Here is a 19249-nt window from a genome sequence, read left to right on the forward strand (position 1 = left end):
AGTGGACGTATCTGTCCATGAGCATGGCGACGAGCCATTCACCGCCGACTCGTCGAGGGCAGTCCGTTCCCTTCACAAATCCTTGCAGAGGCGGAGCGCATCATAGATCGCCGCGTGCGTATTCCGCTGCGCCACGCAGTCACCGATCCGGAACAGCGCGAAATCGCCGCTCCCGGCCAGTGTCGGCTGCGCCGTCGCCGCGTAGAGCGCCTCGAGATCGATCTGCCCCTTGTTGCGCGAACGCTCCTTGAGCGCATAGTAGAGCGACTCGTCCGGACGCACGCCGTTCTCGATCACCACCTGATCGACCACCCGCTCCTCGTGCTCGCCGGTGTACTCGTTCTCGAACAGCGCCACCAGCTTGTCGCCTTCGCGATAGACCTTGTGCAACCCCAGATCGCCGGTCATCACCACCGACTGCTGATAGAGGCTGCGGTAGTAGGTCGGGAAGGTGGTGCCGCCAATCGCCACGCCGGGCTTGGTGTCGTCGGTGACGATCTCCACCGTCGAGCCCTTGCTGGCACAGTAGTCGGCGGTCGACATGCCGCTGAATTCGCACATGGTGTCGTAGACCAGCACGTTGCTGGCGGGCTCGACCTTGCCCGACAGGATGTCCCAGCTGCTGACCACCAGGCTCTCGTCAGGATTGTCCGAGTAGCCCCACTCCGGCACCTGCTCGAGGAAGGGATGGCCGCCGTTGGCCAGCACGACCACGTCAGGCTGCAGATCGCGGATCATCGAATCGTCGGCGCGGGTCTCGAGCTGGACATCGACGCCAAGGCGCGCCAGCTCCATTTCGTACCAGCGCGTGATCCCGGCAATCTGGTCGCGCTGCGGCGCCTTGGCCGCCAGCGTGATCTGCCCGCCGAGCTGCGGCTCGGCCTCGAACAGGATGACGTCGTGCCCGCGCTCCGCCGCCACGCGCGCTGCCTCCATGCCGCCGGGACCGCCGCCGACCACCACGACCTTGCGCTTGGAGCCCGTCGTCTTCTCGATAATGTGCGGCAGGCCCATGTACTCCCGCGAGGTCGCCGCATTCTGGATGCAGAGCACGTCGAGCCCCTGGTACTGGCGATCGATGCAGTAGTTGGCACCGACGCACTGGCGGATCTGGTCGGTTTGCCCCGCCTTGATCTTGGCGATGATGTGCGGGTCGGCGATGTGCGCGCGGGTCATCCCCACCAGGTCGACGTAGCCGCCCTTGAGGATGCGTTCGGCCTGGGTCGGATCCTTGATGTTCTGAGCGTGGATGACCGGCACCGAGACCGCTTCCTTGATCCCGGCCGCCAGATGGAGAAACGGTTCCGGCGGATAGGACATGTTGGGAATGACGTTGGCCAGCGTGTCGTGGGTATCGCAACCGGAACCGACGACGCCGAAGAAGTCGACCATGCCGGTCGCGTCGTAATAGGTCGCGATCTGCTTCATGTCATCCTGAGAGAGCCCGTCGGGGTGAAATTCGTCACCACAGATGCGCATGCCGACGCAGAAGTCGTCACCGACCTCGGCCCGGACCGCCTTGAGCACCTCCATGCCGAAGCGCATGCGATTTTCGAAGCTGCCACCCCACTGGTCGGTACGCTTGTTGACGCGCGGGCTCCAGAACTGGTCGATCAGGTGCTGATGCACGGCGGAGAGTTCGCAGCCGTCGAGCCCACCCTCCTTGACCCGACGTGCGCCCTGGGCGAAGTCGCCGATGATGCGCCAGATCTCCTCCTCTTCAATGGTCTTGCAGGTGGCGCGATGAACCGGCTCACGAATACCCGACGGCGACAGCAGCGTCGACCAGTGGTGACCGTCCCAGCGCGAGCGCCGCCCCATGTGGGTGATCTGGATCATGATCTTGCCACCGTGCCTGTGAACGGCATCGGCGAGATTCTGGAAGTGGGGAATGATGCGGTCGGTCGAGACATTGACCGAACTCCACCACTGCTGAGGGCTGTCGATGGAGACCGGCGAGGAGCCACCGCAGATGCAGAGCCCGCAACCGCCCTTCGACTTCTCTTCGTAGTATTTGACGTAACGCTCCGTGGTCATGCCGCCGTCGGTGGCGTAGACCTCGGCATGCGCCGTGCTGACGACCCGGTTGCGAATGGTCAGCTTGCCGATCTGGATCGGCTTGAACAGGGCTTCGTGAGCCATCGCAATCACCTCTCAGGAGACGGCACGAAAACGGCTTGTCAGCGGCGCTCCGTATCGATCTCGACCATCACGAATTCAGGGTTTGTCATGTGCGAACAGATCGCTTTCAGCGTGGAGAGACCTGGAAATAGCCCACGTCACAGCCGTCTTCAGCACCGCTCTGAGTCTGCTCGGCGCGAGTGCGAACGTCGCTACCGCGCGCTTCGAGAATCTGATCCATCGCGCCGGCAAACCAGCCGGTGAACATGTACTCCTCGCGCTTGCCGGTCTTGCCGAGCTGGTAGACGAAACAGGAGTGCTCGAGGCGTACTCGAGCGGTTCCCGCGTCGAGCTCGATCGCCTCGGTGACGAACTTACCCCAGCCCCGCTGGGACAATCGGTTCATGTAGTGCTCGAACACTTCGACACCCTCGATGCCATGCAGCTCGGCTTCCTTCTCGCACCAGAACCAGGCCGACTTGTAGCCGGCGTCGTAGAGGATCCTCGCGTAAGTCTCGACGCCCAGCGCTTGCTCGACGGCCGTATGGTTGTTGATGAAGAAGTGCCGCGGCACGTAGAGCATCGGCAGTGCATCGGTCGTCCAGACACCAGTATCGCTGTCCACGTCGATCGGCAGTTCCGGGGCTATTTGGGTCATTTCGGTTACCTCAAGAATTGTTCTTTGGCACGAGCCAAACCTTCCAAGACGCTCGAGGAGCCGGCTTATTCGCCCCAGACGTCGCGTAGTGTCCGCACCCAGTTCTCTCCCATGATCTTGCGCACCACCGGCTCGGAGAGTCCGTGGTCCAGCAGCGCCTGAGTCAGGTTGGGGAACTCGCCGATGGTGCGGATGCCCTTGGGATTGATGATCTCGCCGAAGCGGGTCAGGCGGCGCGCGTAGCCCTTGTCGTGGGTCAGCCACTCGAAGAAGGCTTCGTCCTGGCCCTGGGTGAAGTCAGTACCGATGCCGATGGCGTCTTCGCCGACGATATTCATGATGTAGACGATCGCTTCGACGTAATCCTCGATCGTGGCGTTGACGCCGGCACGCAGGAACGGGGTGAACATGGTGACGCCGACGAAACCGCCGTGATCGGCGATGAACTTGAGCTCGTCGTCACGCTTGTTGCGGGGATGTTCCTTGAGTCCGGTAGGCAGGCAGTGGGAGTAGCAGACCGGTTTTTTCGACTCGAGGATGACTTCTTCCGAGGTCTTGGAGCCGACGTGAGAGAGATCGCACATCATCCCGACCCGATTCATCTCGGCGATCACTTCGCGCCCGTAGCCGGAGAGCCCGCCGTCGCGCTCGTAGCAGCCGGTGCCGACCAGATTCTGGGTGTTGTAGCAGAGCTGGGTAATCCCGACACCGAGCTTCTTGAAGATCTCGATGTAGCCGAGCTTGTCTTCGAAGGCGTAGGCGTTCTGGAAACCCAGGATGATGCCGGTCTTGCCCTCCTCCTTGGCGCGAGTGATATCGCGGGTGGTATGCACCGGACGCACCAGCTCGGCGTTGTCACGCATCAACTGATTGACGCCAACGATGTTGTCGACGGTGGATTCGAAGTCCTCCCATACCGAAACGGTGCAGTTGGCGGCCGTCAGCCCTCCCTTGCGCATATCCTCGAACAGGGCACGATCCCATTTGGCGATGATCAGGCCATCGATGATGATGGCGTCGTCGTGGAGCGTTGACGTCGGCATGCGGAACTCCTCCTTGGTTTGTGCGCCTTTCAGGCCGTCGCGGCGTCGGATGGTGCGACCGGAGACCAGAAGACGAGCGTTCCGCGCAGCATATCCCCGCGCTCGCCTCACCCGACGACCGAAAGCGAATCCGAGTGTTCCGATTGCGCCACCTTCAATGTCCTGTACGCGACAGCGCGAGCCGGCGGTGCCGACGATGCGAAGCGAGATTGACGCACGCGGGCGCGTTGGATAGAACGTTCAGATCCGCTGCTCACTACCGTCTCTGCCAGGGAAGACAGACCGAATGTCCGATATCGAACCATCGCGCCAGTCCAGCGGATGGCTGACAGGCGTGCGCGAGGCGATGCCCCTGCTGGGCGGCTACATCCCGGTGGCCGTCTCGTTCGGCCTGATCTCCACCCAGGCCGGCTTCAGTACCGCCGAAACCCTGGCGATCTCGGCCCTGATCTACGCCGGGGCCTCGCAGTTCCTGTTCGTCGGCATGATCGCCAGCGGCTCTCCGCTGTGGCTGACCGTGGCGATGACCCTGCTGATCAACGTGCGCCATGTCGTCTACGCCCCCAACATCGCCCCTTGGCTGCCGCAGAGCCGCTGGTGGCCGTGGCTGATGCACGGTCTGACCGATCAGGTCTTCGCCCTGGCCCACAGCCGTTTGCCCCAGTTGCCGGCATCCCGGCGTGTCGGCTGGTTCTTCGGTGCGGCCATGCTCGCCTGGCTCAGCTGGATCGCAGGCTCCCTGCTGGGCGCGGTCGCAGGGGAATGGCTGACGAGCCGCTGGCCGTTGCTCGGCGAAGTGATGCCCTTCGCGCTGCCGGCGCTGTTTCTGGTATTGATCGTGCCGCGATTCACCTCGCGGCGCTGGGCGGCCGCACTCGGTGTCACCATTGCCATCGCTCTGCTCTGCACGTTGACGGGATTGACCAATATCGGGATTCCGCTGGCAGCCGCCTGCGGCGCGCTCTGCTTCTACATGATCCGCCTGCCGGAGACGGCCGGGCCCACCCGGGGAGGACGCCCATGAGCCTCTCACTCTGGATCGCCATGATCATCGCCGCTTTGGGCACCTATCTGCTCCGGCTGCTGCCACTGCTGTGGATACAGCGGCGACTGACGCGTACCGATGACGACGGCCCTGTCGATGCACTGCCGAAGTGGCTGGTGATTCTGGGCCCGATGATGATCGCCGCGGTGCTGGGCGTGTCGCTGGTGCCACGGACTGCCGATGTCCCCGGTTGGCTGGCGACGGTCATCGGACTCGGTGTGACGCTCGCGGTGTGGCGGCGGACACGCTCGTTGGGTTGGCCGGTGGTGGCTGGCGTATTCACTTTCGGGCTGATGGTCGTTGCGACCAGAATGGTCGTCTAGGTGACGCGGGCGAAACGACATCGGGCGGCCCTGGGGCCGCCCGACCGATAGCGTTCCGATCCACCGCCTTCAGCCCAGCGCGATGCTGGCGTAGGTCGGCTCTCCCCGAGCATGGCTCAAGGCGACGGTGGCGCTGCTGGACTGCATCAGCGGTTCGCTGCCCGCCAGCGGGATTATCGCCGGCTCCAGCCTTCGAATCTTCAGCGTCTCGCCGCGATCCTCACGCGGTGGCGTACCGAAAAACTCCCGGTAGCACTTCGAGAAATGCGGCGTGGAGACGAAACCGCACGCCGAGGCGATTTCGATGATCGGCAGCGGCGTCTGCTTGAGCAGCTGCCGCGCTCGCGTCAGTCGCAGCTTGAGATAGTAGCGCGACGGCGAACAGTGGAGATGACGCTGGAACAGGCGTTCCAGCTGGCGCCGGGAGACGTCGACGTAGTTCGCCAGTTCGTCGAGCTCGATCGGCTCCTCGATATTGGCTTCCATCAACGCCACGATTTCCAGCAGCTTGGGCTGCGTGGTGCCCAGCACATGCTTGAGCGGCACCCGCTGCTGATCTTCCTCGCCCCGCACCCGTTCGTAGATGAACATCTCGGAGATGGCCGCCGACAGCTCCCGACCGTGATCGCGCCCGATCAGATTGAGCATCATGTCCAGCGGCGCGGTCCCCCCGGAAGCGGTGAAGCGATCGCGATCGATCGAGAACAGCCGCGTGCTCCAGGCCGTGCGCGGATAGGCTTCCTGAATCGCGGCCAGACACTCCCAATGGATGCTGGCATCGTAACCATTCAGCAGGCCGGCCTGAGCCAGCGCCCAGCTACCGGTACACACCGAACCGATTCGCCGTAGCTGGCGTTGACGGCTCTGCAGCCAGGTCAGCAATGCCGGCGTAACGGAGCGCTGCGGCGCGACGCCGCCACATACTACCAGCCAGTCGAGTCTCAACGGCGCGTGAGCGCTGGCGTCCGGCGTCACCTGCATGCCGTCGCTGGCTCTCACCGGCGCCCCGTCCATCGTCATTACGTACCAGCGGTAGAGTTCGCGGCCGGCGAGCTGGTTGGCCATGCGCAACGGCTCGATCGCCGAGGCGAGCGAGATCAGGGTGAAGTCTTCCAGCAGCAGAAAACCGAGTGTCTGGGGCTCAGGCGCAGCGCCTTTTCGGGCGGCGCCTTGAGGGGGATAGATTGCCATTTCACTTCTCCTCCAAGGATATAACGGTGGTTATTGTTATTACGGTTCCCTGGCGTCTGTCGCTCTCGGTCCATGGCGATTCATCAGCGCTGGACAGCTCCTGACAGCGACCGTTATCCGACTGTCCTTGCGTCTTTTCGGTCTGATTCGACTGTAATCCCTGTGACGGTACGACGCATGCGTTTTTATCTCTGCGCGACATCGTCATCGTCATTAGGCACCTCGATGTCGTTTTTAGAACAAACTATCTCCCCACGCTGCAGCGGTGTCGCGATTCGAGCAGAACGTGAAAAAGTGTTACCGGGCGGAGGTGATAACGAGTATCATTCACAGCGTTACCGTTACCCTTGTCGCCTCGTCGTTCGCCGCGACCCACCGTGGGATTTCTGCCATGTTGGTACCGTTTCTGATCATGCTGAGAGAGGGGCTGGAAGCCGCTCTCGTCGTCGGCATCATTGCCAGCTATCTACGCCAGACCGGTCGCGCCGCCTGGATGCCTGCGGTGTGGATCGGCATTTTTCTGGCGGTCTCCTTCGCCCTGTTCGTCGGCGCCGGGCTGCAGTTTGCGAGCGCGGAGTTCCCGCAGCGCCAGCAGGAACTGTTCGAAGCGATAGTGGGCTTCTTCGCCGTCGGCGTTCTGACCTGGATGGTGCTGTGGATGCGCCGCGCCGCTCGCGGTATGCGCGACGAGCTGACACAGGCGCTCGACCAGGCGTTCCGCAGCGGTCGGCGGCACACCTACGCGCTGATCGCGATGGTATTTCTCGCCGTGGCGCGCGAAGGACTGGAATCGATCTTCTTTCTGCTGGCGGTCTTTCAGCAGAGTCACGGCGCTCATGCACCACTGGGGGCACTCCTCGGTCTGGGCCTGGCCGCGCTCATCGGTCTGGCACTCTACCGCGGCAGCCTGCGGTTACCGCTGGGGCACTTCTTCCGGGCCACCGGTCTGTTCATTCTGCTGGTCGCCGCCGGGCTGCTTTCGGGGTCCGTCCGCGCGCTGCATGAAGCGGGACTCTGGAACCATGCTCAGCAAGTGGTTTTCGACCTGAGCGATAGCCTGCCGCTGGATACGCCGTTGGGTTCGCTGTTCTCCGGCATCTTCGGCTATCAACCAGCGCCGACCGTCAGCGAGGTCGTGGCATACCTCGGCTATCTGCTCGTTGCGCTGTGGCTGTTACGCACGCCCTCGGCGCGAGCCTACGTAACGGCGCCGGCGTCTTCCCGGCAGGAACGAGACTGACCCATGACCCGGACCGCCGCTCAACTTGCCCCGCCATCACCGCGCGCCATGCGCCTGGGCCTGGTGCTTTCCCTGCTCCTGATGATCGTCGCGCTGGGCGTTTTCACGCTCTCGCTGAAGGCCGTTCAGCCCGTCGGCGACAGTGATTACATCGTCAACGTCACCGCCACCGGCTGTCAGCCCGATCAACTGGAAGTCGCCGCCGGACGACGCACCTTCACCGTGGTCAACCAGTCCGACCGCGCCATCGAATGGGAGATCATCGACGGCGTGATGGTGCTCGCGGAGCGCGAGAATATCGCGCCCGGATTGCGTCAGCCGCTGACCGCCACGCTGAAAGCCGGCGACTACGTGATGACCTGCGGCCTGCTCAGCAACCCGCAGGGTGCGCTGCATGTCAGGGCCAGCGAGTCGGACGCCGAAGCTTCGCCACTTCCGGCGACCGCCTTCATCGGGCCATTGGCGGAATATCGCGTCTATACCACCCTGCAGCTGCGAAAGCTGCAGGCCAGCGCCGGCGACCTGCGCGATGCCATCGCCACCGATGACCTCGAGGCGGCCCGCCAGGCGTTCCGCCAGGCGCGTCGTATCGATCTGCATCTGGCCATGCCGATCGGTCTTTACAGCGATCTCGATCAGCGTCTCAACGCTCATGCCGACGATTTCGAGAAACGCGGTGAGGACCCTGAATTCGTCGGCTTCCATCGGCTTGCCGAGGGCCTGTTCACCGATGAAAGCACTGCCGGGTTGAACGCGATTGCCGACCGGCTGGTCACGGATGTGGACACGCTTGCCGCTCGACTCAAGAGTGCATCGATTCCTCCCGCGCAGCTGGCCGACGGCACCGCTCGCGTGCTCGAGACGTGGCTCGACCATCACCGTGACGACCGCACCATCGGGGAGCGTGATCTCGACGATCTCGTGGCACTGACGGAAGGCGCCGACAAGATCGTCTCGTTGCTCTCGCCGCTGCTGGAGCGTCAGTCTCCCGATACCTTGCAGACGCTCCAGACCCAGTTGAATTCGCTGCAGCAGGAACTCCCGACCGCGTCCGGATCATCGACATCGGGGCAAGGCGACGCCGATGGCCTGCTGCGGGCGACCGATGCCGTGGCCAAGTCGCTCGCCGGCATCAACCAAGCTCTCACTCTGGAAGGTTAATCGACACCGGTCAGGTCACCGCTTATGAGCCAATCAGATCGTTCTTCACGCTGCCCTTTCACCACTCTGCAGACAGCGTGTCAGCAGACGACGTCTCAAAAGACAAAGCCTCAAAAGACAAAGCCTCAGCAGGCAGACGACCGGCAGGCAGGTCATCCGCCAACGGATCCCCCGTCGCCCGCCCACGCCGAGCGCCGCCGTTTTCTCAAGGGCGCCAGCTTGACCGGCCTGGGACTGGGTCTAGGGTTCACCGGTCTCGGTGGAGCCTGTCCGGCCCGGGCATTGGCCGCCACCGGACACGGCGAAGATGTCACCAGCGCGCCGCAGCAACAGGATGCCGAGCTGCGCTACCCCTTTCACGGCGAGCATCAGCAGGGCATCGTCACACCCCGCCCCGCGACCGGCATGCTGGTGGCGTTCGACGTACTGGCGCGAGATCGGGACGACCTCGAAAAACTGATGAGGGTTCTGACCGAGCGCATCGCCTTTTTGACCCAGGGCGGCAGGATACCCGAACGCGATCCGCTGTTCCCGCCGCCGGACTCCGGCACTCTGGGTCCCGTGATCGCCCCTGACGGGTTGACCGTGACCGTCGCGGTCGGCGACTCCCTGTTCGACGAACGCTACGGTCTGGCGAGTGCCCGGCCGAAACGCCTGCAGCGCATGGAAGGTTTTCCCAACGACGCCCTGGACGCCGCCCGCTGTCATGGCGACCTCGCGCTGCAGATCTGCGCCAACACGCTGGATACCGGCTATCACGCCCTGCGCGACATCATCAAGAACACGCCGGGACTGCTGATGGTGCGCTGGAAGCAGGAAGGCACCGTACCGCTGCTGCCGCCCGCGCCGGGCGATATCGATGGCAGTGCCCGCAACTTCCTCGGCTTCCGCGACGGCTCCGCCAATCCCGACGGCGACGACGAGGCGCTGATGGATGAGCTGGTGTGGGTCGGTCGGGATCATGACGAGCCGGCCTGGGCACAAGGCGGCAGTTACCTCGCGGCGCGCATCATCCGCAATTTCGTCGAACGCTGGGATCGTACCCCGTTGAATGAGCAGGAGACGATCTTCGGCCGGCGCAAGATGAGCGGCGCGCCGCTTTCCGACGGCGCCGCGGAAGGCAGGGAGCAGGACGTGCCCGATTACACGCTGGATCCGGAGGGCAAGATCACCCCGCTCGACGCGCATATCCGCCTGGCCAATCCTCGCACGCCCGCCACTGAGAAAAATCGCATCCTGCGGCGCCCGTTCAATTACTCCAACGGCGTCGAGGCCAACGGACAGCTGGACATGGGCCTTTTGTTCCTCTGTTTCCAGGCCGATCTGGAAGCCGGTTTCATTACTGTCCAGCGTCGCCTGGATGGTGAACCGCTGGAGGAGTACATCAAGCCGGTGGGCGGTGGCTATTTCTTCGTCTTGCCTGGCGCGAGAGACGATAACGATTACCTGGGGCGCAGCCTGCTGGCGGCGACCGCTTGAGCCAATTCGATTTTTGGAAGACGACATCGCTCGCGAAGACGGGCCGTGGATTCACGACCGCCGACTGGCACCCGGATCATTCAATGGAGCCTCACAATGAAAATACCGAAACCCTGCAAGACATCGAAAACCTGGATCGCGGCAGGCACCCTCGGCCTGCTGTCGGTGACCGCCACCGCGCAGGCTGCCGTGGCACCGGAGGCGCTGGTCGGCCCCGTCGCCGACTACAAGCTGTATGTCCTGGACAATCTGGAGCAACTGGTCACGCATACCGAGGATTTCACCGCCGCGATCGAAGCCGGTGACTTGGCGAAGGCCAAGGCGCTCTATGCCCCCACGCGGGTGTACTACGAGCGCATCGAGCCGATCGCCGAGCTGTTCGCCGATCTCGACGTCAGCATCGATGCTCGCGAAGACGACTACGAACAAGGGGTCGAGGATCCCGATTTCACCGGTTTCCATCGTCTGGAGTACGGGCTGTTCCACGACGCCAGCACCGATGGCATGAAGACCTATGCGCAAGGCCTCATGGCCGACGTCGAGGAGCTGGACAGCCGCGTTCAGGCGCTGACTTTTCCGCCGGAAACCGTCGTTGGCGGCGCTGCCGCACTGATGGAAGAGGTCGCAGCGACCAAGATCTCCGGTGAAGAGGATCGTTACAGCCGCACCGATCTATGGGACTTTCAGGGCAACGTCGATGGCGCTCGCGAAATCTTCGAGCTGTTCAGGCCGCTGGCGGCCCAGGAAGACGCCGATTTCGTGGCGCGCGTCGAGGACAATTTCGACGACGTGGAAAAGACGCTGGCCGACTACCGCCTGGATCCCGACGATCCCCAGGCGGGGTTCGAATCCTATGACGAGGTCAGCGATGCCGACCGTCGCGCCTTGACGGGTCCGGTAACGGTCCTCGCCGAGGATCTGTCGACGCTGCGCGGCCTGCTCGGATTGAACTGAGTCATCCCGCGACAGTGTGCCGAAGCCCGCAATGGCTCTTTGACAGCCAGGGTGGGCTTTTTAACTGGGCCGGCTGACCGCCGGCCCCGTTCGTTCGGCGCCGCCGTTCGAATGCTGTCCGCCATCGCGTCGGAACCGGTTCATGCCGTCCGCGCCGCCTTCACACGCTGACGGTCCTCTTCCAGCGTCAGTCCGATATCGAAGCGCTTGACGAGCCGTTCACGATGTTCGTCGACGAGGCGCTTGACGCGGTTGTCCCCGATCGCCCCCAGCGCGCTCAGTGCCTTCTGCAGGCGAATGCCGACCTCTACCGTCGCGGCGCCGTCGCGAGCGATGGGAGTGAAGAAATCCTCGAACAGGTCTTTCGTTTGTAATGCCTCGACATACACATGCCGGACCGGCTGGTCCGACTCGTCGATACCGCCCTCGGCATGCCGTACCCACGGCGTCAGCACCCGAACGCCGCAGCCGATGATGTCGATCGCCGTACCGGGGTCGTTGATTCCCGGCGATAACGCTCTCGACGCCACCTCCGCCAGCACGATGATGCCGAATCGCGGATCCTCCTCGAAACGCCGCGACGGACTGATCGTGAAGGCCTCGGCAATCTTCTCGGCACGCGTCTCGTCCAGCGTGGGCGTCGACGCCAGCACTTTGGTCATGTCGAGGAACGTTCCCGGCAATGCCTGCACGTAGATGGCATGTCCCAGATCCTCGGCCAGCGAATCCAGTAGCGGCATGTCGATGTGCTGAAGATAACCCACCTTGCCGGCACGAACCGGCTCGAGCCCTTCCGGCACCGTGGAAGGCATCGCCTGGCCACCCAGATAGGGTTGATCCATGCGCCCTTCGAGCGCTTTCCTGGCCGCCGTTTCCACTTTGTCGATGGTGTCTCGCACCCGACCCAGCCGAGTCAGATATCCGGCCCACTTGATCAACTGGTAGACCGTCATCACGATGACGACGAGCGTCGCCGCGAACAGCAGTGTCCGGCCATCCTCATCGTAGATGCCGGCCGCCAGTGCAATGATTCCGACCAGACTGAACAGGAACGCGCCGATGAAGGTTGCCAGCGTGTTCTGTGTCACGCGGTCCTCGATCAGCAGAAGGTTGGCTCGCGGACTGACGTTACTGGTCGCCGAACCGTAGGCCGTCACCATCGCGCCGAGCGAGAACGTGGTCACCGCCAGCATGCTCGAGGCGATGATATTGAGAATGCTGTCCACCGCGCGGGCGCCGATGCTGACCACCGACGGCACGTCCAGCCAGGGCGTCACCAGCCAGGCGACCAGTGCCGTGACCACGCCGCCCAACGAAAAGAGCGTCGCGCGGTACCACAAAGAGCGGCGCAGCTGACGCCACACCCATTGAAAGCGCCCCATTAACATACGGTTCCCATCCCTGGACTGAATCACCCTCAGTCTACGCCAAACGGGCTATCGACGAGCCTTTTGCCGAGGCTGGTCTATTCTGATCGAACCTGTTCATCATGATGACGGACAGCATCGACAATCGGTTTGGGCAAAAGGAGCTTGCCATGACCAAGACGCCCCCACGGGTGGTGACCCGCCATCGTCGCGGCAAGGGCTTCACTTACCGTACACCGGCCGGGACCACGCTGAGCGACGACGCCTGGCGCGACTGGATCCGGTCGCTCGCGATTCCACCTGCCTGGCGCGATGTCGAAATCGTGCTCGACAAACGCCACCACATTCATGCCACCGGCCGCGACAGCGCCGGACGCAAGCAGTACATCTACAACGCCGAATGGCGCGAAAAGCGCGAGATTCTCAAGTTCGATCGGATCGTCGAATTCGCCCGCCGCCTGACCCCCATGCGTCGCGTCACCGGCCAGCATCTCACCCTCGAGGGAATGCCTCGAGAGAAGGTGCTCGCCTGCATGGTGAGGCTGATCGACAGCGCCTACTTTCGCCCCGGGAGCGAGCGCTACCGGGAAGAGAACGAATCCTATGGCCTGACCACCATGCGCTCCAAACACCTGACCATCGACGGCGACGAGCTGGTTTTCGATTATCAGGGCAAGAGCGGCCAGCAGCAGCATCGCGTGGTCGAGGATGAGCGCCTGGCCAGGATCGTCGGCGAGCTCGATGACATCCCTGGCTACGAAATCTTCAAGTACTTCGACGAAGACGGCCGCAAGGTGAGAGTCGACAGTCACGATCTCAACGATTACATCCACGAGGTCATGGGCGAGCGTTTCAGCGCCAAGGATTTTCGTACCTGGGCCGGCACGTCGATTGCCGCGCTGGCACTGGAGGAGCTCGGCCCCGGCGACAACGACAAGGTCAGCCAGAGCAACGTGCGCCAGGCGATCGAGCGGGTCGCCAAGACGCTGGGCAACACGCCGAGCATCGCCAAGGCGAGCTACATCGATCCGCGCGTGGTGGAAAGCTATCTCGACGGCCGGACACTGGACCATTTTCGCAAGCTGGTCGAGACCGAGCTGGATACCGATGACAAGCTCACCGGGCCGGACGAACGGGCCATTCTCAGGCTGCTGCAGAGCCGTCTGAAAACGTCAGGTTGACGATCGCACCTTCACTCGTCGATTGATCTATCGACCTATCGGCAATCGACGTCACCAAGTCGCCGGTGCTAGAAAGGAGGTTTATCCTCGACCGCTGGTCGCCCATCGACCGTCAACCGTCAACCGTCAACCGCCCAAGGAAAGCCCCATGAACCCAGCCGAGCCCTCGACCGATACTGTCGTCTACGTTGCCAATGCAGGGGATGGCACCATCGGCAGCTATCGCCTGGATCGCCAGACCGAACGGTTGCTGCCGCTGGCCACGACCGAAGCGGCCGAAAACGTGATGCCGCTGGCCGTGAGTCCGGACAGGCAGACGCTCTACGCCGCCATTCGCAGCGACCCGCTGCGGGTGCTGAGCTACCGTATCGAGGCGGGCACGGGCGCCTTGACCCCGCTCGGCAGCGGCGCGCTCTACGGCAGCATGGCCTACATCACCACCGACCGCTCCGGACGTTATCTGCTGGCCGCCTCCTATGGCGGCAACCTCGTCAGCGTCAGCCCTATCGACGGCAACGGTGTCGCCGGCGACGCCACCCAGACGCTGGAAACCGGCAGCCGGGCGCATGCGATCATGGCAACGCCGGACAATCACCACGTGTTCGCCACCAACCTGGGCGACGACCGTGTGGCCCAGTTCCATTTTGCCGACGGCGCCCTCGTTCCCAATGAAACGCCCGCCGCAGACACCGCCAGTGGCACCGGCCCGCGCCACTTCGTCTTCTCGCCCAATGGTCGGTTCGTCTACGTGCTGGGGGAGTTCGACGCGACGGTAACGACCTTCGCGCTGGATGCCGACGATGGCACGTTGTCTCGAGTCGCGGTCAGCCAGGGCCTGCCGGATACGCTCGAGCTGGCGCCGGGCATGCCTCGGGAAGAGATCCCCGCCGGTGACGATACGCCACGTGTGTGGGCGGCCGATCTTCATATCACCCCGGACGGTCGCTATCTTTACCTTTCCGAGCGCACCAGCAGCACCTTGAGCATATTGCGCGCCGACCCCGACTCAGGCGAGCTGCATCTCGTCGCCAATCAGCCGACCGTGAAGCAGCCGCGCGGCTTCGAGATCGATCCCACCGGCCGCTATCTGATCGCAGCCGGCGAGCTGAGCGATCATCTGGCGCTCTATCGCATCGACTCGGCGAGCGGAGCATTGACGCACCTCAGCGACACACCGGTCGGCAGCAAGACCAACTGGGTGGAAATCGTCTCTCTCGGCTAGCCGGCATGCTTCGCTGCGCGCCGCGCGAATGCGTTGGTCACGCGGCGCTGGTATACTCTGGCCGAGCGCAGGTTGTCGACAACTTGAAAGTACCGCTGCCGCGACCGATTTCCAGACCTCGCTGGTCACCGTTCTCCGATATCGGGAATCGCCAGCGAGGTGTATTGCGCCCTGTGAGCGAGCCGAAGAGAGTGGCGAGCATCAGCCGACGAAAGCCGCCCGGCGTCCCGGCGCCAACGCATCAATCCGCACGAAGTGCGACGCACATTCGAGTGTTCACCCATGCTCGATACGTCGTGCCATTGCCAAAAAGAGGTTAACGAATAGACATGTCCAATACGCCCAAGATCATCTACACCCTGACCGACGAAGCGCCCGCGCTGGCCACCTACTCGCTGCTACCGATCATCGAAGCTTTTACCGGCACCGCCGGCATCACGGTCGAGACTCGCGATATCTCGCTGGCGGCGCGCGTACTGTCCCAGTTCCCGGATCTGCTTGGCGACGACCAGCGCGTCAGCGATGATCTGGCCGAGCTCGGGCAACTGGCGACCACCCCGGAAGCCAACATCATCAAGCTGCCCAACATCAGCGCTTCAGGCCCTCAGCTCAAGGCGACCATCAAGGAACTGCAGAGCCAGGGCTATCCCCTGCCGGACTATCCGGAAGAACCGAAGAACGACGAAGAGAAGGCGATCAAGGCCAGCTACGACAAGGCCAAGGGCAGCGCGGTCAATCCGGTGCTGCGTGAAGGCAACTCCGATCGTCGGGCGCCGAAGTCGGTCAAGAACTACGCCCGCAAGTACCCGCACCGCATGGGCGAGTGGTCGAGCGAATCACAGTCTCACGTCGCTCACATGAGCGAAGGCGACTTCTACGGCAGCGAGCAGTCCGCCGTGATCGCCAAGGCGGGCAAGCTCAAGATCGAACTGCAGCAGAAAGACGGCACTCGCATCACGCTGAAGGACGGTCTCGCGGTCAAGGAGAGCGAAGTCGTCGACGCCGCAAGCATGAGCAGCCGTCGTCTGCGTCACTTCATCGACAGCGAAATCAAGGATGCCAAGAAGCGCAACGTGCTGTTCTCGCTGCACTTGAAGGCGACCATGATGAAGGTCTCCGACCCGATCATGTTCGGCATCGTGGTCGAAGAGTTCTACAAGGAGGTGCTCGAGAAGCACGCCGATGCGCTCAAGCTAGCCGGTTTCAACTCCAACAGCGGCATCGGCGATCTATACAGCTCGATCGAATCGCTTCCCAGCGAACAGCAGGACGCGATCAAGAGCGATATCGAAGCGCTCTATAAAGAGCGTCCCTCGCTGGCGATGGTCAACTCCCACAAGGGCATCACCAACCTGCACGTGCCGTCCGACGTGATCATCGACGCTTCCATGCCGGCGATGATCCGCGACTCCGGCAAGATGTGGGGCACCGACGACCAGTTGCATGACGCCAAGGCGGTCATTCCGGACCGCTGCTACGCCACCATCTACCAGACGGTGATCGAAGATTGCTGCAAGAACGGCGCTTTCGATCCGACCACCATGGGCAGCGTGCCCAACGTCGGCCTGATGGCCCAGAAAGCCGAAGAGTACGGCTCTCACGACAAGACGTTCCAGATCCCGGCCGACGGTACCGTGGTCGTCACCGACGACAATGGTCAGACGCTGTTCAGCCATGACGTCGAAGCCGGCGACATCTGGCGCATGTGTCAGACCAAGGACGCGCCGATCAAGGACTGGGTCAAGCTGGCCGTCACCCGCGCCCGTGAAAGCGGCTCGCCGGCGATCTTCTGGCTCGACGCCAACCGGGCCCACGATGCCAAGTTGATCGAGAAGGTCGAGACCTATCTCAAGGATCACGACACCGACGGTCTGGACATCCGCATCCTGGCGCCGGTCGAAGCGATGAAGGTCTCGCTCGAGCGCATCCGTCAGGGCGAGGACACCATCTCCGTCACCGGCAACGTGCTGCGCGATTACCTGACCGACCTGTTCCCGATCATGGAACTCGGCACCAGCGCCAAGATGCTCTCCATCGTTCCGCTGATGAACGGTGGCGGCCTGTTCGAGACCGGTGCCGGCGGCTCCGCGCCCAAGCACGTCCAGCAGTTCCTGGAAGAGAACCACCTGCGCTGGGACTCGCTGGGTGAATTCCTGGCGCTCGCGGCCTCCCTCGAACACCTCGGCAGCACCTTCGACAATGCTCGTGCCCGAATCCTGTCGGCGACGCTGGACAAGGCCAACGGCGAATTCCTCGACAGCGACAAGTCTCCCAAGCGCAAGGTCGGTGAACTCGACAATCGTGGCAGTCATTTCTACCTGGCGCTTTACTGGGCAAAAGAGCTGGCCGCCCAGACCGAGGACAGCGAGCTGAAGTCACTGTTCGAGGAGATCGCCAGGACGCTCGGCGACAACGAGAACACCATCGTCGATGAGCTCAACGCGGTGCAAGGCAAGCCGGTGGATATCAAGGGCTACTTCCACCCCAATGGCGAGCTGGTCAGCGAGGCGATGCGCCCCAGCAGGACCTTGAACGCCGCACTGGGCAAGCTCTACCAGGCTTCCTGATCGGCGACCGGCTCGGGACTCCCGAGCCGGTGCCAGCGCTGTCCGCCCTGCTTCGGCAGCGGCGGAGTCAAAAAGAAACGGGCCCGTGCCAATGGCACGGGCCCGTTTGATTGCGCTTGGGAGACTTTACCAAAAACGCGATATCGACAATAAACTCGTTGCCAGCAATCCGGTCGCCTTACCATTCTGGTAGGTCGGCACTTCCGGCTCGTCAACGGCAAAGATGCCGCCGCTCAGGCGGCGCACCCGCTTCATGAACAGGGCGATGCAGATCAGCGTGCCAATGGCGGCAACGACATAGCTGGTCTGCAACGACAGACCGAACCCGATTGGCGCGTAGGCCAGATAGGTGAAGGTCGCCATGGTCATGAAGGTCGCCGGAATCGACGTGATGAGGTGCGGCTTGCGCGCCAGTACCAGATACATGGTGGCGACCCACAGGGCGATGACCGCCGTGGTCTGGTTGGCCCAGGAAAAGTAGCGCCACAGCAGCGTGAAGTCCATGTGCGTCAGCGCGTAGGAAACCACGAACAGCGGTGCGGCGATGAATATGCGCTTGACGATGGGACGCTGGTCGATCTTCAGGTAGTCGGCAATGATCATGCGCGCGCTGCGGAAAGCCGTATCGCCCGAGGTGATCGGTAGCACGATGACACCGAGAATTGCCAGCGTTCCGCCGATGGCGCCGAGCATGGTGGTCGACACTTCACTGACCACCGCGGCAGGGCCGCCGGCCGCGAGCACGTCGGACAGTGACTGGTCGCCATGGAACAGGCTCATCGCAGCCGCCGCCCAGATCATCGCGATGACGCCTTCGGTGATCATCATGCCGTAGAAGATCTTGCGGCCATTGCCCTCGTTCTCTGTCGTCCGCGAAATGATCGGCGTCTGGGTGGCGTGAAAACCGGAGAGCGCACCACAGGAGATGGTCAGGAACAGCAGCGGGAAGATCGGAGCACCCTGTGGATGCATATTCTGGAAAGAGAGTTCGGGGATCGGCGCGCCGGTGAAGATCATGCCGAGCCCGATACCCAACGCACTGAACAGCAACAGCGCGCCGAAATAGGGATAGATGCGCCCGATCACCTTGTCGATCGGCAGCAGCGTTGCCAGCAGATAGTAGGCGAAGATCACCATCGTGATCAGCGTGATCGACAGCGGCGTCATGTTGGCCAGCAGCGCCGCCGGCGAGGTGACGAAAACGGTGCCGACCAACAGCAGCAGCAGGATGGCGAAACCGTTGACGACGTGCTTCATCACCTTGCCCAGGAACTTGCCCGCCAGCTGCGGCAGGTGAGCGCCGTGATTACGGATCGAGATCATGCCGGTGAGATAGTCATGCACCGCGCCCGCAAAGATGCAGCCGATCACGATCCAGATGAACGCCACCGGACCGTAAAGGGCGCCCAGGATCGGGCCGAAGATGGGGCCAACGCCAGCGATATTGAGAAGCTGGATCAACGAGTTACGCGTCGTATTCATTGGCACGTAGTCGATGTTGTCGCGCATGGTAAACGCGGGCGTGCGTCGCTTGCGATCGGTGACGAATACGCGTTCCACGAATTTGCCATACGTGAAGTAGCCCGCTATCAATAGCAGGATCGATCCAATGAATGTAATCATCTAGGGCCCCTGGAGCGATGAGGACGCCTTGTGGGCATCCGGCAGGTACTGTGATCCGGCAGGCGCTTTCATCC

15 protein-coding genes are annotated in these 19249 nt (G+C 62.9%); 9 read left to right on the forward strand and 6 right to left on the reverse strand.

All coding sequences use genetic code 11. The features are described from left to right. Positions 1-72 precede the first annotated feature (72 nt). The 3 genes from dgcA to BTW07_RS11960 form a co-directional block, all read right to left on the reverse strand. A complete protein-coding gene (dgcA, locus tag BTW07_RS11950; protein ID WP_075570394.1) occupies positions 73-2142 on the reverse strand; it encodes a dimethylglycine demethylation protein DgcA in 2070 nt (689 codons plus the stop codon). Between the two features lie 106 nt (positions 2143-2248). Further along, positions 2249-2779 carry a DUF5943 domain-containing protein gene (locus BTW07_RS11955; protein WP_075570395.1) on the reverse strand — a complete coding sequence of 177 codons (531 nt, stop codon included), beginning with the start codon at positions 2777-2779 and terminating at the stop codon, positions 2249-2251. Between the two features lie 65 nt (positions 2780-2844). Next, a complete protein-coding gene (locus tag BTW07_RS11960) occupies positions 2845-3822 on the reverse strand; it encodes a dipeptidase (protein ID WP_075570396.1) in 978 nt (325 codons plus the stop codon). Between the two features lie 286 nt (positions 3823-4108). Here BTW07_RS11960 and BTW07_RS11965 point away from each other — a divergent pair, with 286 nt between their 5' ends. Together BTW07_RS11965 and BTW07_RS11970 are read left to right on the forward strand one after the other, a co-directional pair. After that, positions 4109-4846, forward strand: coding sequence for an AzlC family ABC transporter permease (locus BTW07_RS11965; protein WP_075570397.1), 738 nt, complete (start codon positions 4109-4111; stop codon positions 4844-4846). Beyond that, positions 4843-5190, forward strand: coding sequence for an AzlD domain-containing protein (locus BTW07_RS11970; RefSeq protein ID WP_075570398.1), 348 nt, complete (start codon positions 4843-4845; stop codon positions 5188-5190). Before BTW07_RS11965 ends, BTW07_RS11970 begins: the two co-directional genes overlap by 4 nt. A gap of 69 nt (positions 5191-5259) precedes the next feature. Here the strand turns inward: BTW07_RS11970 and gbdR are convergent, their stop codons facing one another. Beyond that, on the reverse strand, positions 5260-6381 hold the full coding sequence (gbdR, locus tag BTW07_RS11975; protein ID WP_075570399.1) for a choline metabolism transcriptional regulator GbdR: 1122 nt from the start codon (positions 6379-6381) through the stop codon (positions 5260-5262). 391 nt (positions 6382-6772) lie between these two features. On the opposite strand from gbdR, the gene efeU reads away from it, so the two are divergent. From efeU to efeO (BTW07_RS12000), 4 genes are all read left to right on the forward strand, one after another. Next, a complete protein-coding gene (gene efeU / locus BTW07_RS11985) occupies positions 6773-7621 on the forward strand; it encodes an iron uptake transporter permease EfeU (RefSeq protein ID WP_075570401.1) in 849 nt (282 codons plus the stop codon). Between the two features lie 3 nt (positions 7622-7624). After that, positions 7625-8782 (forward strand): iron uptake system protein EfeO, encoded by a 1158-nt coding sequence (gene efeO / locus BTW07_RS11990; protein WP_075570402.1) that lies wholly within the window; start codon positions 7625-7627, stop codon positions 8780-8782. Between the two features lie 24 nt (positions 8783-8806). After that, positions 8807-10261, forward strand: coding sequence for an iron uptake transporter deferrochelatase/peroxidase subunit (gene efeB, locus BTW07_RS11995; protein WP_083941805.1), 1455 nt, complete (start codon positions 8807-8809; stop codon positions 10259-10261). Positions 10262-10357: 96 nt separating this feature from the next. Then, a complete protein-coding gene (gene efeO / locus BTW07_RS12000) occupies positions 10358-11215 on the forward strand; it encodes an iron uptake system protein EfeO (RefSeq protein WP_075570404.1) in 858 nt (285 codons plus the stop codon). A 140-nt stretch (positions 11216-11355) separates the two neighbouring features. On the opposite strand, the gene BTW07_RS12005 is transcribed toward efeO (BTW07_RS12000), so the two are convergent. After that, positions 11356-12597 carry a DUF2254 domain-containing protein gene (locus BTW07_RS12005; protein ID WP_198651248.1) on the reverse strand — a complete coding sequence of 414 codons (1242 nt, stop codon included), beginning with the start codon at positions 12595-12597 and terminating at the stop codon, positions 11356-11358. Positions 12598-12752: 155 nt separating this feature from the next. Here BTW07_RS12005 and BTW07_RS12010 point away from each other — a divergent pair, with 155 nt between their 5' ends. The 3 genes from BTW07_RS12010 to BTW07_RS12020 all read left to right on the forward strand — a co-directional run bounded on the left by BTW07_RS12010 (position 12753) and on the right by BTW07_RS12020 (position 17552). Next, entirely contained in the window at positions 12753-13763 is a 1011-nt protein-coding gene (locus BTW07_RS12010; RefSeq protein ID WP_075570487.1) for a DNA topoisomerase IB, read from the forward strand. A gap of 148 nt (positions 13764-13911) precedes the next feature. Continuing rightward, positions 13912-14985 carry a lactonase family protein gene (locus tag BTW07_RS12015; protein ID WP_075570406.1) on the forward strand — a complete coding sequence of 358 codons (1074 nt, stop codon included), beginning with the start codon at positions 13912-13914 and terminating at the stop codon, positions 14983-14985. Positions 14986-15314: 329 nt separating this feature from the next. Then, on the forward strand, positions 15315-17552 hold the full coding sequence (locus tag BTW07_RS12020; RefSeq protein WP_075570407.1) for an NADP-dependent isocitrate dehydrogenase: 2238 nt from the start codon (positions 15315-15317) through the stop codon (positions 17550-17552). Positions 17553-17678: 126 nt separating this feature from the next. Here the strand turns inward: BTW07_RS12020 and BTW07_RS12025 are convergent, their stop codons facing one another. Further along, complete coding sequence (locus BTW07_RS12025) at positions 17679-19175, reverse strand: carbon starvation CstA family protein (protein ID WP_075570408.1); 1497 nt, start codon at positions 19173-19175, stop codon at positions 17679-17681. Positions 19176-19249: the final 74 nt, after the last annotated feature.

The organism is Salinicola socius, from assembly GCF_001937195.1.
Classification (GTDB): domain Bacteria; phylum Pseudomonadota; class Gammaproteobacteria; order Pseudomonadales; family Halomonadaceae; genus Salinicola; species Salinicola socius.

Coding starts and splice junctions, on each gene's coding strand:
- dgcA (WP_075570394.1), bottom strand. CDS start 2,142: ATGGCTCACGAAGCCCTGTTCAAGCCGATCCAGATCGGCAAGCTGACC.
- BTW07_RS11955 (WP_075570395.1), bottom strand. CDS start 2,779: ATGACCCAAATAGCCCCGGAACTGCCGATCGACGTGGACAGCGATACT.
- BTW07_RS11960 (WP_075570396.1), bottom strand. CDS start 3,822: ATGCCGACGTCAACGCTCCACGACGACGCCATCATCATCGATGGCCTG.
- BTW07_RS11965 (WP_075570397.1), top strand. CDS start 4,109: ATGTCCGATATCGAACCATCGCGCCAGTCCAGCGGATGGCTGACAGGC.
- BTW07_RS11970 (WP_075570398.1), top strand. CDS start 4,843: ATGAGCCTCTCACTCTGGATCGCCATGATCATCGCCGCTTTGGGCACC.
- gbdR (WP_075570399.1), bottom strand. CDS start 6,381: ATGGCAATCTATCCCCCTCAAGGCGCCGCCCGAAAAGGCGCTGCGCCT.
- efeU (WP_075570401.1), top strand. CDS start 6,773: ATGTTGGTACCGTTTCTGATCATGCTGAGAGAGGGGCTGGAAGCCGCT.
- efeO (WP_075570402.1), top strand. CDS start 7,625: ATGACCCGGACCGCCGCTCAACTTGCCCCGCCATCACCGCGCGCCATG.
- efeB (WP_083941805.1), top strand. CDS start 8,807: ATGAGCCAATCAGATCGTTCTTCACGCTGCCCTTTCACCACTCTGCAG.
- efeO (WP_075570404.1), top strand. CDS start 10,358: ATGAAAATACCGAAACCCTGCAAGACATCGAAAACCTGGATCGCGGCA.
- BTW07_RS12005 (WP_198651248.1), bottom strand. CDS start 12,597: ATGGGGCGCTTTCAATGGGTGTGGCGTCAGCTGCGCCGCTCTTTGTGG.
- BTW07_RS12010 (WP_075570487.1), top strand. CDS start 12,753: ATGACCAAGACGCCCCCACGGGTGGTGACCCGCCATCGTCGCGGCAAG.
- BTW07_RS12015 (WP_075570406.1), top strand. CDS start 13,912: ATGAACCCAGCCGAGCCCTCGACCGATACTGTCGTCTACGTTGCCAAT.
- BTW07_RS12020 (WP_075570407.1), top strand. CDS start 15,315: ATGTCCAATACGCCCAAGATCATCTACACCCTGACCGACGAAGCGCCC.
- BTW07_RS12025 (WP_075570408.1), bottom strand. CDS start 19,175: ATGATTACATTCATTGGATCGATCCTGCTATTGATAGCGGGCTACTTC.